Below are 12,877 nucleotides of genomic sequence, written 5' to 3'. Positions count from 1 at the left end.
CGTCGTCAGTCCAGGATCATCAGGACTTCGCCGAATTCGACGGGGGATGCGGTGCCAATCAGGATACGCGAAACCGTGCCGGCCTTGGGCGCCTTGATCTGGTTGAACGTCTTCATCGCCTCGATGAGCATGACGGTCTGACCGACCTCGACCCGCTGGCCGATGGAGACGAAGTTCGGGCTGTCGGGATCGGGCGACAGATAGGCGACGCCGACCATGGGGCTGGCGATGGCGCCGGGATGGTTGGCGTCCGACTCTGCCCGCGCGGCGGCAGACAGGGCCAAGGGCGCGGGCACGGCCATGGCGGCGGTCGGGACTGCGGCAGGCGCTTCGGCATATTGCATGGCCACGCCCACGGGTGCGGGCATGCGCGCGATGCGGATGCGGCGATCCTTTTCCGAGATCTCGATCTCATTCAGGCCCGTCTCATCAAGGATGGCCGCAAGCTCGCGGATATCCTCCGCGTCGAATGAGAGCCTGCTCATAGACCGTCCTCCAGAATCCGAGCCATCGCGGTCAAAGCCAGGGCGTAACCATGTGTTCCGAATCCGCACAGCACACCCGTTGCCATTGTCGAAACGTAAGAAAGGTGCCGGAATTGCTCCCGACGGTGAATATTCGAAATATGCACTTCCACCACCGGAAGCTCGACGGAGAGAAGCGCATCCATCAGAGAAATTGAGGTGTGGCTCAATCCCGCAGGGTTGATGACGATACCGCTCGCGCGGCCTCTGCACTCCTGCACCCAGGAAATCAACTCACCTTCGCTATTGGTCTGGCGAAAATCGATGGCGAGGCCCAGCCCTTCCGCCGCTTCGGCGCAAAGCTGTTCCACGTCATCGAGCGTCGCCGATCCGTAGATCGTCGGTTGGCGCAGTCCGAGCATATTGAGGTTGGGGCCGTTGAATACGGCGATGAGGGGTAGCGTCATGTGTGGGGGCTAGCATAGGCCACAGGCGCGGCCAATGCCCCGCCTTGTATCAAATGACTTCGCAGGCCTCCTCAAAGCCAAGACGGGCCAGCCGTGGCTCCTCCGGCATCACGCCATAGCCGAGGCTGACGAGGAAGTTCGACCGCCAACTGCGACCGTCGAGGAACAGCAGATCGACCCGTGCATTGTCGAAGCCCGACATTGGCCAGACGTCGAGGCCGAGCATCCGCGCGGCGAGCAGCAGGTAGCCGCCCTGGAGGCTGCTGTTGCGCATCGCCGTTTCCTGCGAAAATTCGTCGTTCCAGGCGAACCAAGAACGGGCATCGGCCTGCGGATTGAGGCGGGGCAGAAAATCGTAGAAGGAGGGGTCGAAGGCGACGATCACCGTCACCGGTGCGGCCATGACATTCGCCGCATTGCCCTGCGTCAGAGCCGGACGCAGCCGTTCCTTCGATTCCTGGCTGCGAATGAACACGAAACGCGCCGGGGAGGTATTGGCGGAAGTCGGGCCGAGCTTCACGAGATCATAGAGGTGACGGAAGGTCTCCTCATCCACCGGGCGATCGGTCCAGGCGCGCGGCGTGCGGGCATGGCGGAAGGCGAGGTTCAGCTCCGCGGCGTCGAGATCGTAAGGAAAAACTTTTGGCTCGGGCTCAGGCGCTGACTCGGGTTCCGCTTCCGGAAAAATTTCGCTCTCGGGCAGCGCCGGTTCCAGGAGTGCCGTCTCGGGCACGCCCTCGATCCCGATCAGAGCCTCGACAGGGGGCTCATGGGCGACATGAGCCTCGGCCACGACAGCTGGAGGAGCGATTTCGCGAAAGTCTGTCGTGTCCGTCATCAATCCAGTCCCCGGCTACAGCCGGGAACTGATAGCACGCGGCTCGCCCATATCAACGTCGCGAGATCAGCGTAGAGGCTAGAGTTCAACCTGCTCGACGGACACGACTTCGGGCACGTAATGGCGAAGCATGTTCTCGATGCCGTGCTTCAACGTCGCGCGGGAGGAGGGGCAGCCGCTACAAGCGCCCTGCATATGCAGCGTAACGACGCCATCCCGATAGCCGTGGAACACGATGTCACCGCCGTCGCTGGCCACGGCCGGTCGCACGCGCGTGTCCAGCAGCTCCTTGATCTGGTCCACAATCTCCTGGTCTTCGGGGGAGACGTCTTCCAAGGCAGCGGCGCCGGTCGCTTCGATCGTTGGGCGACCCGACAGGAAATGATCCATCAGCGTGCCGAGGACCTGCGGCTTCAACTCCGGCCAATCCTCATCCTCGGTCTTCGTGACGGTGATGAAGTCATTGCCGAGGAACACGCGGGAAATGCCGGGGATGGTGAACAGCGCGCTGGCGAGCGGGCTGCGCCGCGCGGCGTCCGAAGACGCGAAATCGGCGGTGGACGAACCCATGACATCGCGGCCCGGAAGGAACTTCAGGGTGGCGGGGTTCGGGGTGCCTTCGGTTTCGATGAACATGGATGTCACAGCCCATTCCAGAGGATGATGCGCGCATAGTCATACAGGACGGTAGCGGTCCGGTAACTCATCATCCTCTGGGGCCTGGATTGCAAGACGGAGGAGGCTTGATGGTGGATAACGCTGCGCTCATCCACCCTACGAGGCCGTACCCCTGTAGGGCGGATGAGCGCAGCGTTATCCGCCGAACCTAAGCCGCGCCGCGCACGACCTTATAATTCTGCTTCACCACGTCCAGCAGCTCGGGGACCGACGTCTCCGAGGATTTCGCCTGGAAGGTGACCTCACCATGCTGGAACAGCATGATCCGGTCGCAGACTTCCAGAGTCTGTGCGTAGTTATGCGCGATCATGATCAGCGACAGCTCGCCGCGCTTCTTGAGGCGGTCGATCAGATCGAGGATCAGGCCGGATTCACGGGCGCCCATGGCCGCCAGCGGCTCATCGAGCAGCAGGATCTTGGCCTTGGAATAAACAGCGCGGGCAATTGCCACGGCCTGGCGTTGACCGCCGGACAGCATCGCCACCTCCTCATCGACGGAGGGGATGTTGACGCCGATATCCTCCAGCGCCTCCACTGCACGGCGGCGCATCTGCTTGTTGTCCAGCAACCGGAACGGCCAGGGCCGCAGCGGCTCCCGATTGAGGAACATGTTGTGATAGATCGACAGGCCGGGCACGAGCGCCAGGTCCTGATAGACGCATTCGATGCCCAGGGCGCGGGCGTGATCGACCGACTTCAGGGCGACCTGCTGTCCGTCGATCGTCATCGTGCCGCTCGTCGGCGCCTGGAAGCCGGTGAGGATCTTGATCAGCGTCGATTTGCCGGCGCCGTTATCGCCCAGGATGCCCAGCATCTCGCCCTTCTTGAGGTGCAGAGAGACGCCGTTCAGGGCGGTGACCGCGCCAAAGCGCTTGACGATATTATCGGCCCGAAGGACGTCGGCGGCCCCGTTCGCCACGGGGGTTGCGCTGATCTGGCTCATGAACGCCGTCCCATGGTGCGCAGCCGCGCGAAATGGATGTTGAAGATCATGGCGAGCAGAATGGCGCCGCCGATGATCATGTCGAAGGTGAAGGCGTTGATGCCGTCGATGGTGAAGCCATCCTGCAACACGCCCAGCACGAGGCCACCGAACAGGCCGCCGATGATCGTGCCTGCGCCGCCCATGAGGGAGGTGCCGCCGATGACGCTCGCCGCCACCGCGAGGAACATCATATTGGTGCCGCCGGCCAGCGGATCGATCGAGCCGATGCGCGAGGCCTCCAGGATGCCGGCGAGGGCGCCGAGCACGCTGGTCAGCATGAAGTTGCCGATCTTCACGCGGGGCACGTTAATGCCGGATTCCGCGGCGCCGAGCAGGTTGCCGCCGACCGCGATGGTATGCAGGCCCCAGCGCGTCTTGCGCAGGACGACATGCATGATGGCGACGACAACGACTGCCCAGATGATCTCGGCATAGCCGGCATTGCCCATCAGGACGGTGAAGAGACCGTTGGTGGGGGTATCGACGGGGAAGCCCTTGGACAGCGTGAGCGTCAGGCCATTGATGAGGAACAGCGTGCCGAGCGTGGTGACGAAGGAGGGGACGCGGAGCTTGACGGTGATGAAGCCGTTGATGAAGCCGATGCCCGAGGCCACGACCAAGGCCAGGATCATCGACAGGATCAGCGGCAGGCCGAGCGTCGTTCCGAAATACATGATGAAGGGCGCAAGCGCGAAGACCATGCCGACGGACAGATCGATCTCGCCGCAGATCAGCAGCATGATCTCGCCGCAGGCGATGACCACGGGGGCGGAGATGAACTGCGACAGCGTCTGCAGATTCGCATTGGTCAGGAAGTTGCTGTTCGAGCTCTCGAAATAAATGATGAGCAGGATCGCGACGACCAGAATACTGGCTTCCCGGATCCGCAGGAAATTGAAGAGGGCCCGCTCACCAAAACCCGGCGGTCGCCTGACCGGGGCTTCGGCCTTGAGGGGCTGCTGTAAATTTGCGCTCACGTTGGTTCCAATATCATAGACGCCCGCAGGCGAAGGAGGCGGGCGCCATAGCGGCGCCCGCCTTTAGACTTAGCCGCCGACAGACTTAGCCACCGACGGGGCCCGTGGACGCCACGATCTGTGCCTCGCCCGAATTGCCTTCGTAGCGGGTCTTGCTCGCGAGATACGGCTTGACCGTATCCTTGGTGACGAACTTCAGGCCGGTGTTGATATCCGCCGGACCCACGAGGCCGCCGGACGCCTTGAACATGAACATCTCCATCACCGTGTAGAAGCCCTGGAGGTAGGGCTGCTGATCGATGGTGAAATCGCACTCGCCTTCGTTGATGATCTCAAGCGTGCGGGGCAGCAGGTCGAAACCGCCGCCATGAATGCCCTTCGCGGCGAGGCCGTACTGCTTCATGCACTCGGCGACGCCCAGCGTGGTGCCGCCGTCGACGGCATACATGCCCTTCACGTCCTGATGGCCAAGGTAATAGGCCTTCACCTTGCTGATCTCTTCGTTCAGCGTCGGGCCGCTCGCCACTTCTTCGACGGTGATCGGCTTGCCGGACTTCGCGATGGCATCCTTGGCGCCGTCAAAGCGCGGCTGGATGTTGAGCTGGCCGGGCGTCGCGATGAACAGGGCAACCTTGCCGCCGTCCACTTCGCTGGCGATGCGCAGGCCCATGTTATAGCCGGCCTTGTAAAGATCCTGGCCGATATAGGCGAGGCGCTTGTTCGGGGCGCCCAGGGGCACGTCCGCATTATAGGCGAAGACCGGAATGCCGGCGTTCATGGCGCGTTCCGTCGGCGCGTCGAACGCCTTCGGATCGACGAGGCAGGTGGCGATGGCATCGGCCTTGCCGGCGATGGCGGCGTTCATGGCATTGACCATCTGGCCGGCGTCGCTGGTGGCGGAACCCGTCCACTGATAGGTGCAGCCGAGCAGCTTGCAGGCATCGGCGATGCCGTACTGGGTCGGCACGAAGAAGGGGTTCGTCGTCACATGGTTGACGAAGACGAACTTCCAACGGGGATGCTCCGGGAACGCGCCTTCCGCCGCGCGGGCCTTCGAGGCGAGGCCTGCCAGTATGGCGGCGGCCGAGCCGGCAATGGCGCCGGTCAACATACCGCGGCGCTGGAAGCCCTTGGTGAGTTCAGCCGAATCGACCGTTGTGCGGCCTTGATCATCGTCCATCTTATTCTCCCAAAAACCGCATGGACGTCGTCCGGCTAGGACATCGGCCCGCAGCGCATTATCATGGCGCCGACGGCTTGGCCCATCGGCGCGCTCGCGAACTCGAGCGGGCGTATGTGGTACTCGGTCTTTTGTTGTGTCAATGTCTGCCGTGAGCACCGAACATCATCATTTATGGTCTTGATCGTCCATCAAGATTGCGTCGTTACTTCAGTGGCAAAAGATGTGAACCAGCACAAATGATGGAAAGTTCGGACGGCTCTCATCCGATCCCACTCTGGGCCGTCAACGACCTCTCGGTGGGCGCGTTCGTGGGTCGGTTTGGGGATGTTTTCGAGCGTACGCCCTGGATCGCTGAGCGGGTGGCGGCCGCGCGCCCGTTCCACTCCAGGCGAGCGATGCTCAGTGCGATGACGGCGGCGGTTCATTGCGCGGCCGTGGAAGATCGCGTGGCGTTGCTGGCGGCCCACCCCATGCTGGGCAGCGCCAAACCGCGCACCGATGATCTCACCGAGAATTCACGGAACGAGCAGGCCGGCATGGGGCTCGACCACTTGGCGGGGGATGAGGAAACCGCCTTCGCGGCGATGAACCTCGCCTATTTCGAACGGTTCGGCTTTCCCTTCATCATCGCCGTGCGCGGCGTACGCGACCGCGCGGCCATTCTGGCGGCGATGACCCAACGCTTCGAGGCGACCCCCGAGGACGAGCAGGAGACGGCGATGGCGGAGGTGGTGAAGATCGCGGGCTTCCGCCTCGACGCCCTGATCGACGATGCCGCCTGCACGGATGCGATGACGTGAGTGCCGATGCGACAAAAGGGCGTCTGAGTCTGCATGTGCTGGACACGGCGCGCGGGCGTGCGGGCGACGGGCTTGCTTTTACTCTGGCGCGCATCGATGCGGCGGGTGACCGCGTTATGCTGGGCCATTGGATGACCGACGAAGGCGGCCGTTGGCTGCTCGACCAGACTGTCATTCCGCTCGAAGCCGCGACTTATGAGGTGGTCTTCGAAGCCGATGCCTATCAGCGGCGCCTCGGCCAGGACAGCTTCTACGACCGGATCGCCATCCGCTTTCGGGTCACCGAACCGAGCGGCCATTACCACATTCCCCTCATCCTTTCGCCCTACGGCTACAGCACCTACCGAGGCGGCTGAGTACCCTTATAAGCCTGCCGTGCCAGCACCTGTTGTCGTCTTCATGTCCTTGACACAGTAGGGGGGCGTCGGTAGCAGACGGGTGCCCTGGGCCAGCCCGATTTTGGCGGGTCAGACGTGATGTGGGGGCAGGGTCATGGTCGGCGGTCGCGAGGAAAAGTCATTCGAGGAACGTTTAGCCTCGGCGCGCGATCAAGCCGGCATGGACAAGCCGCCGAGCCCGGGCAAGCCACCGGATAATTCCGAGGGCAATGCCATTCGGCTGGCGATGCGGCTGGGCGTGGAAATGGTTGCGGCACTCGTAATCGCCGTGGTCATCGGTTGGGGTTTGGATCGGCTGTTGCACACGCGGCCTTGGTTTATGATTGCTTTCGTGCCGATCGGCGCGGCGGCGGGGATACGTAATCTGATCCGGGCGGTGGGCCCGGGTGACAAGACCTAAAGCGGCTGCTGGGAAACGTTTATGGCTGGTCCTTCGATCGACGCTCTTGGCCAATTCCGATTGACCTCGGGGCTTGGGCCTATTGGGGCTTCGGTCAATTTCACCAATGCGAACGAGATGATGCTCGTCGCGAGTGCGATCGTCGTCGTGCTATTCGCTGTCGGTCTGCGCGCGCGCGCTGTCGTGCCCGGCCGCTTGCAGTCCCTGGTCGAGATTATTTACGAATTCATCTATAATATGTGCGTGGATACGATCGGGCCGGAGGGACGGAAGTTCTTCCCCCTCGTCTTCACCCTGTTCATCTTCATTCTGCTCGGCAATCTGCTCGGCCTCTTCCCCTATTTCTTCGCCTTCACCAGCGGGATCGTGGTGACGCTGACGATGGCCTTGTTCGTGTTCCTGTTCTCGACCGCGGTCGGGTTCTATGTCCACGGCTTCCGCTTCCTCAAATTCTTCGTCCCCGATGGCGTGCCCGGCTGGCTGCTGCCGCTGCTGGTGCCGATCGAGATCATCTCCTACCTGTCGCGGCCGGTTTCGCTCTCTGTGCGTCTCTTCGCCAATATGACCGCCGGCCACGTGATGCTTGAGGTCTTCGCCGGCTTCATGATCTTGCTCACGGCGAGCCTCGGCGTGTTCGGCGCGGTCGCTTCCATCATTCCCCTTGGTCTGAACGTGGCGTTGATGGGGCTGGAGGTGCTGGTGGCATGTCTCCAGGCCTATGTCTTCGCCATCCTGACCTGCCTGTATCTGCACGACGCCGTGCATATGCATTGATCTGAATTCTGAAAGGACACTAGGATTATGGACATCAATTCTGCGCTTCTCGCCAAGGACATCGGCGCAGGCCTCGCGACCATCGGCGTTGCCGGTGCCGGCGTGGGTATTGGCAATCTGTTCGGCGCCTTCGTCTCCGCCGTCGGCCGTAACCCGGCCGCCCGCGACAAGATGTTCCGCGACGTGCTGCTGGGCTTCGCGCTGACGGAAGCGGTCGCCCTGTACGCGCTCGTTATCGCGCTGGTCATCCTCTTTACCTGATCGACATGCGCCGCTTCCTGACCACCGCATCCGCACTTCTGTTTCTGCCGTTCCTCACGCCCGTCGCCGCTCTGGCGCAGGAAGGGGGCGGCTCGAAAATGCCTCAGATGGATTTCAAGAATCCTCTGACCGGCAGCGAAGTCGTGTGGCTGGTGATCATCATGGTGGCGCTGTATTTCATCCTGTCCCGTTGGGCGCTGCCCGCCGTGGGGACGGTGCTGGCCGATCGCGCCCAGGGGATCGAGGCCGATCTGAACGCGGCCCGAATCGCCAAGGCGCAGGCCGATGCCGCCATTGCCGAGTTGCGGGACGCCATCAAGTCGGCGCGCGAGGCGGCTCAGTCTGAGATCAATACGGCGATCGAGACGGCGAAGGCTGAGGCCGCGAAGGACGCGGCCGAGGTTTCTGCCAAGCTCGATGCGCAGTTGGCCCAGGCCGAAACCCAGATCGCGGCGGCACGGGCCAGCGCCATGGCGGCCATCCGGCCGGTCGCGCAAGAAGTGTCGAGCCTTCTTCTGGCCCGGTTGACCGGCGCGCCAGCCAATGACGCGCTGCTCGGCCCAGGCCTCGACACGGCGCTCGCCGCGTACGGCCAAGCCTAAGGATAGCCGCAGATGGAATACGAATCCCTCGCCAGCACGCCGTGGTTCCACGGCACCTTCTGGGTCTTCATCTCGGTTCTGATCTTCGCGGCCCTATTCGGCCGCAAGATCCTCACGGTCATCGAGAAGATGCTGGATGCGCGCGCCGATGGCGTGCGGCTCGCCTTGGATGAGGCGGCGCGGCTGAAGGCCGAGGCCGAGGTCATGCTGGCCGACGCCAAGCGCCGCCGGGATGAGGCGCTGGTCGAAGCGCGGGACATGCTGGCCCGTGCCAAGGAAGAAGCGGCGCGTTTCGCCAAGGAATTGGCGGCAGAGGCTGAGATGCGCACCCGCGGGCGGGAACGTATGGCGCATGAGCGCATCGCCGCCGCCGAGGCTTCGGCCATTGCCGAGGTGCGGTCAATCGCGACCGATGTGGCTATTGCCGCGACGGCGCAGGCCTTGCGCGACGGTGCCCTGACCCCGGCCGAAGACGCGGCACTGGTGGATCACGCCATCGCGGAAATTCCGAGCGCTTTCACCCGCCGCGCGGCGTAACGCGCCACCATTGGGCGGCGGATCACGCTGCGCGCTTCCACCCTACTCGGCGGCCATCCTGGGTGATGGCTCGGTCATCGCAACAGCCCGGCTGAGATCGACCGACAACAGGCGCGACACGCCGCGCTCCATCATCGTGACGCCATAGAGGCGGTCCATCCGCGCCATGGTGTGGTGGTGATGGGTGACGACGAGGAAGCGCGTTCCCGTTTCCCGCACCACATCGTTCAGCAGGGTGCAGAGACGTTCGACATTGGCGTCGTCCAGCGGCGCATCGACCTCATCGAGCACGGCGAGCGGCGCCGGATTGCAGCGGAACACCGCGAAGATGAGGGACAGGGCGGTCAGCGCCTGCTCCCCACCCGACAGTAGCGAGAGGGCTGCGAGCTTCTTACCCGGCGGCTGGGCGAAGATCTCCAAGCCTGCCTCCAGCGGATCATCCGAGCCAACGAGGGCCAGATGGGCCCGGCCACCGCCGAACATGCGCGTGTAAAGCTGCTGGAAATGCTTGTCGATTTCCACGAAAGCGGCGGTCAGCCGCTCGCGCCCTTCCTTGTTGAGATGGCCGACCGAGCCGCGCAGCTTGGCGATGGCCTCGGTCAGGTCGCCCTTTTCGCTTTCGATCAAGGCGATCTGGCGCCCCAGTTCCTCGGCCTCGATCTCGGCCCGCAGATTGACCGGACCCATCTCGTCCCGCTCCTTGGTCAGCCGCTCGAACCGGCGGCGACCGCGCTCCTCGGCGTCCGGGGTAGGCTCGCCGGTGATGTCGGGGAAGGTGGGATTGACGCCCAAGCGTTCCAGCACGCGCTCGGCGACCGTGCCCCAGGCGTGATCGGCCTGGGCGAGCGCGCCCTCGGCCCGCAGCATGGTTTCGCGCGCCAAGACCTGCGCCGTCTCGGCGGCGCGGGAGGCTTTTTCAGCGGCCCGCGCCTCGGCTTCGGCCGCACTCAATCGCGCGACGGCCGCTGTGTGCTGCGCCTCCGCCTCGGCCAGGCGTTCGGCTTGTTCGCCACGCTCGGCGGCGAGGCGGGCAGGCGCACCGGCGACCGCCGCGTGGTCGGCGGCGGCCTCGGCGCGGCGCTGGTCGAGATCGGCGATATGGGCGGCCGATGACTGGGCGCGTTCCGCCCAGCTTTCGCGTTCTCGCGCCAGAGCCTGACGACGCTGCGTGCGCAGCGCGATGTCACGGACCAGCCCGTCATGTCGGGCGCGGCTTTCGGCTTCCTCGCGGCGCGCGGCGGTGAGGGTCGCGCGGGCCCGCTCGGCCTCGGCGCGCATCAGGCTGAGATCGGGCAGGGCGGCGGCCTCGGCTTTGGAGGCCGCGAGGGCCGCTTCGGCCTCGCGCTTCTCCGGCTCCGCCGTTTCGACCTGGGTCGCGACGCCACCCAGCCGCGCTTCGGCGGCGGCCGCGCGTGCGGCGAGGGAGGTGCTGGTGGCGCGGCTCTTTTCCGCCGCGAGTTCCGTGTCCCGCCGCGAGGCGCGGGCGGCCTGCTCCTCCGCGACACTCGTGCGCTCGGCGGCCTGGGCGGCGTCCTGAGCGGTGCGTGCCTCAGCGGCGGCGGCGTCCGCACGCGCGCCATCCTCCTTGAGACGGGCGAGGCGGTTGCGCTGGGTCAGCCGCACGGTGGCGGATGTCGGCGTGCCGGCGCGCACGGTATAGCCGTCCCAGCGCCAGACACCCCCGGCTTCGGAGACGATGGTCTGGCCGGGCTGGAGCTGCGCCTGCAAATCGGGCGCTGCTTCGGCGGAGGCGAGGGCGATGCGGGACAGGGCACGGCCGAGTGCGGCCGGCCCACCGACGAGACCGGCGAGCGGGGTGCAGCCTTCGGGCAGCTCTGCCTCGGTCTCCGACGGCGGTAGTTCGCGCCAATGTCGTGCCGCTTCCGGGTTTGCGGCGGCGCCGAGTTCCTCACCCAGCGCTGCACCGAGGGCCGCTTCCAGACCCGGAGGCACCGTGAGGGCGTCGACCATCGGCGGCCAGCCACTGCTGCCGCCGACGCTCAGAATTTCCGTGAGCGCCCGGATTTCGGTACGCAGCTTGGTGGCAGCCGCTTCCGTCGTATGGCCGCGCTCGCGCGCGGAGGTCAGCGCGGCCTGCGCCGCTTGGCGGGCACGTTCGGCGGCGTCCAGTCGGGCTGAGGCTGTCGTGCGGGCGGCTTCGGCGGTGGTCACGGCGTCACGGGCTTCGACGAGTTTCTCCGCGGGCACGAGATCGACCGCGAGCCGGTCGCGATCGGCGATCAGCCGTGCCACCTGTTCGATCAGGCGCCGCGCCCGCTGCTCGGCTTGTTGCAGCCGCTGGGTCAGTGTCTGGCTCTGGGCGGTGAGGGCGGCATTCCGTTCCACGGCCGATTGCGACGCCGCTTCCGCCTCCCGCGCGGCTTCGGCGGCCACGCGCATCGCGGTTTCGGCGGCCACGAGTCGCGCAGCGGACTCCGTCTCGGCAATGGCAAGCGCCGCATCCTCCGTCGCGAGGCGGCGTTCGGCGGCGGCGGCGTCGTTCATCAGGGCGCGGGCGCGCTCCAAATCCCGGGTCGCATGGTCCAGGCGCTGCGTGGCGGCGGCGATGGCGGCGCGGGCGCGCCCGTCCTCGGCGGCTAGGTGCTCGGCCGCGACGCGCTGGCGCTCGAGCGCGGTGCGGGCCTCGGCTTCGGCCATGCGCAGCGGCGGCAGGGTGCCCTCCCCCGCGCCATGCTGGGTCATGGCCGCCTGACAGGCGGCGGTCGCGGCTTCGGCGGCGGCGCGGGCGGCGACCAGGGCTTGGCGCGCTTCTTCGCGGTTCCGCTCGGCACGGAGATGCTGAATGGCGATGAACTCCGCCTCCGCGGTGCGGATGGACACCGACAGCGTGCGGTAGCGGGCGGCCTGGCGCGCCTGACGCTGCAAGGCCTGAAGTTGGACCTCGACCTGACCGCGCAGATCATCCGCGCGTTGGAGGTTCGCCTCGGTGGCGCGGAGCTTCAGCTCCGCCTCATGCCGCCGGGCGGATAGGCCGGCGATGCCCGCCGCTTCCTCCAGGATCGCCCTTCGCTCCTCGGGCTTGGCACCGACGATGGCGGCGACTCGACCCTGGCCGACCATGGCGCAGCTGCGCGCCCCACTGGCGAGATCGGCGAACAGGGTTTGCACGTCCCGCGCCCGGAACTCCCGCCCGTTGACGCGATATTGGCTGCCGGAACCGCGTTCGATCCGGCGGGTGATCTCCAACTCGGCCTGTTCGTGATGCGGTGGCGGCACGACGCCCGCCGCTTCTTCCAGCGTGACCGTCACTTCCGCGATATTGCGGGACGGGCGTGCCGTGGTGCCGGCGAAGATGATGTCATCCATCTCGCCGCCACGGAGGGAGCGTGCGCTCGCCTCCCCCATCGCCCAGCGGAGCGCGTCCACGATATTCGACTTGCCGCAGCCATTCGGGCCGATGATGCCCGTCAGGCCGGGAAGGATGTCCAGGCTGGTCGTATCCGCGAAGCTTTTGAACCCCGCGATCCGCAGTCGGGCAAGTCGTGCGGCCAT

At 65.5% G+C, this 12,877-nt stretch carries 14 protein-coding genes and 1 pseudogene; 7 read left to right on the top strand and 8 right to left on the bottom strand.

Going from position 1 to position 12,877, the window contains the following annotated elements; genetic code table 11:
- Window positions 1-5: 5 nt before the first annotated feature.
- From accB to QP803_RS18285, 7 genes and pseudogenes are all read right to left on the bottom strand, one after another.
- Window positions 6-485, bottom strand: coding sequence for an acetyl-CoA carboxylase biotin carboxyl carrier protein (gene accB, locus QP803_RS18315; protein ID WP_284944920.1), 480 nt, complete (start codon window positions 483-485; stop codon window positions 6-8).
- Window positions 482-931, bottom strand: a complete 450-nt coding sequence (aroQ, locus tag QP803_RS18310; protein WP_284944919.1) for a type II 3-dehydroquinate dehydratase — start codon at window positions 929-931, stop codon at window positions 482-484. Before aroQ ends, accB begins: the two co-directional genes overlap by 4 nt.
- A 49-nt stretch (window positions 932-980) precedes the next feature.
- Window positions 981-1,556, bottom strand: a pseudogene (locus tag QP803_RS18305) (malonic semialdehyde reductase); the annotation flags it as partial.
- 291 nt (window positions 1,557-1,847) lie between these two features.
- Window positions 1,848-2,405 (bottom strand): NifU family protein, encoded by a 558-nt coding sequence (locus tag QP803_RS18300; RefSeq protein WP_284947954.1) that lies wholly within the window; start codon window positions 2,403-2,405, stop codon window positions 1,848-1,850.
- A gap of 190 nt (window positions 2,406-2,595) precedes the next feature.
- On the bottom strand, window positions 2,596-3,390 hold the full coding sequence (locus QP803_RS18295) for an ATP-binding cassette domain-containing protein (RefSeq protein WP_284944918.1): 795 nt from the start codon (window positions 3,388-3,390) through the stop codon (window positions 2,596-2,598).
- The gene (locus QP803_RS18290) at window positions 3,387-4,409 is read right to left on the bottom strand and encodes an ABC transporter permease (protein WP_284944917.1); all 1,023 of its coding nucleotides are present in this window, start codon (window positions 4,407-4,409) and stop codon (window positions 3,387-3,389) included. The genes QP803_RS18295 and QP803_RS18290 overlap by 4 nt, the downstream gene beginning before the upstream one ends.
- An 85-nt stretch (window positions 4,410-4,494) precedes the next feature.
- Window positions 4,495-5,589, bottom strand: coding sequence for a sugar ABC transporter substrate-binding protein (locus QP803_RS18285; protein ID WP_284944916.1), 1,095 nt, complete (start codon window positions 5,587-5,589; stop codon window positions 4,495-4,497).
- 239 nt (window positions 5,590-5,828) lie between these two features.
- Between QP803_RS18285 and uraD the strand changes: the two genes are divergently transcribed.
- The 7 genes from uraD to QP803_RS18250 all read left to right on the top strand — a co-directional run bounded on the left by uraD (window position 5,829) and on the right by QP803_RS18250 (window position 9,364).
- On the top strand, window positions 5,829-6,392 hold the full coding sequence (uraD, locus tag QP803_RS18280; RefSeq protein WP_284944915.1) for a 2-oxo-4-hydroxy-4-carboxy-5-ureidoimidazoline decarboxylase: 564 nt from the start codon (window positions 5,829-5,831) through the stop codon (window positions 6,390-6,392).
- Window positions 6,389-6,748 (top strand): hydroxyisourate hydrolase, encoded by a 360-nt coding sequence (gene uraH / locus QP803_RS18275; protein ID WP_284944914.1) that lies wholly within the window; start codon window positions 6,389-6,391, stop codon window positions 6,746-6,748. Before uraD ends, uraH begins: the two co-directional genes overlap by 4 nt.
- A gap of 136 nt (window positions 6,749-6,884) precedes the next feature.
- Window positions 6,885-7,190 (top strand): AtpZ/AtpI family protein, encoded by a 306-nt coding sequence (locus QP803_RS18270; protein WP_284944913.1) that lies wholly within the window; start codon window positions 6,885-6,887, stop codon window positions 7,188-7,190.
- Window positions 7,191-7,211: 21 nt separating this feature from the next.
- Window positions 7,212-7,964 (top strand): F0F1 ATP synthase subunit A, encoded by a 753-nt coding sequence (locus QP803_RS18265; RefSeq protein ID WP_284944912.1) that lies wholly within the window; start codon window positions 7,212-7,214, stop codon window positions 7,962-7,964.
- A 27-nt stretch (window positions 7,965-7,991) separates the two neighbouring features.
- Window positions 7,992-8,225 (top strand): ATP synthase subunit C family protein, encoded by a 234-nt coding sequence (locus QP803_RS18260; protein WP_158805199.1) that lies wholly within the window; start codon window positions 7,992-7,994, stop codon window positions 8,223-8,225.
- Window positions 8,226-8,230: 5 nt separating this feature from the next.
- On the top strand, window positions 8,231-8,827 hold the full coding sequence (locus QP803_RS18255; protein WP_284944911.1) for a F0F1 ATP synthase subunit B family protein: 597 nt from the start codon (window positions 8,231-8,233) through the stop codon (window positions 8,825-8,827).
- A 12-nt stretch (window positions 8,828-8,839) separates the two neighbouring features.
- The gene (locus tag QP803_RS18250; RefSeq protein ID WP_284944910.1) at window positions 8,840-9,364 is read left to right on the top strand and encodes a F0F1 ATP synthase subunit B; all 525 of its coding nucleotides are present in this window, start codon (window positions 8,840-8,842) and stop codon (window positions 9,362-9,364) included.
- A 42-nt stretch (window positions 9,365-9,406) separates the two neighbouring features.
- On the opposite strand, the gene QP803_RS18245 is transcribed toward QP803_RS18250, so the two are convergent.
- Window positions 9,407-12,877 carry a chromosome segregation SMC family protein gene (locus tag QP803_RS18245; RefSeq protein WP_284944909.1) on the bottom strand — a complete coding sequence of 1,157 codons (3,471 nt, stop codon included), beginning with the start codon at window positions 12,875-12,877 and terminating at the stop codon, window positions 9,407-9,409.

The sequence above is a fragment of the Acidisoma sp. PAMC 29798 genome (genome assembly GCF_030252425.1).
Lineage (GTDB): Bacteria > Pseudomonadota > Alphaproteobacteria > Acetobacterales > Acetobacteraceae > Acidisoma > Acidisoma cladoniae.
This window is presented reverse-complemented; position numbering and strand designations above follow the sequence as displayed.

Coding starts and splice junctions, on each gene's coding strand:
- aroQ (WP_284944919.1), bottom strand. CDS start 931: ATGACGCTACCCCTCATCGCCGTATTCAACGGCCCCAACCTCAATATG.
- accB (WP_284944920.1), bottom strand. CDS start 485: ATGAGCAGGCTCTCATTCGACGCGGAGGATATCCGCGAGCTTGCGGCC.
- QP803_RS18265 (WP_284944912.1), top strand. CDS start 7,212: ATGGCTGGTCCTTCGATCGACGCTCTTGGCCAATTCCGATTGACCTCG.
- QP803_RS18260 (WP_158805199.1), top strand. CDS start 7,992: ATGGACATCAATTCTGCGCTTCTCGCCAAGGACATCGGCGCAGGCCTC.
- QP803_RS18295 (WP_284944918.1), bottom strand. CDS start 3,390: ATGAGCCAGATCAGCGCAACCCCCGTGGCGAACGGGGCCGCCGACGTC.
- QP803_RS18270 (WP_284944913.1), top strand. CDS start 6,885: ATGGTCGGCGGTCGCGAGGAAAAGTCATTCGAGGAACGTTTAGCCTCG.
- QP803_RS18255 (WP_284944911.1), top strand. CDS start 8,231: ATGCGCCGCTTCCTGACCACCGCATCCGCACTTCTGTTTCTGCCGTTC.
- QP803_RS18245 (WP_284944909.1), bottom strand. CDS start 12,877: ATGGCCGCACGACTTGCCCGACTGCGGATCGCGGGGTTCAAAAGCTTC.
- QP803_RS18300 (WP_284947954.1), bottom strand. CDS start 2,405: ATGTTCATCGAAACCGAAGGCACCCCGAACCCCGCCACCCTGAAGTTC.
- uraD (WP_284944915.1), top strand. CDS start 5,829: ATGATGGAAAGTTCGGACGGCTCTCATCCGATCCCACTCTGGGCCGTC.
- QP803_RS18285 (WP_284944916.1), bottom strand. CDS start 5,589: ATGGACGATGATCAAGGCCGCACAACGGTCGATTCGGCTGAACTCACC.
- QP803_RS18250 (WP_284944910.1), top strand. CDS start 8,840: ATGGAATACGAATCCCTCGCCAGCACGCCGTGGTTCCACGGCACCTTC.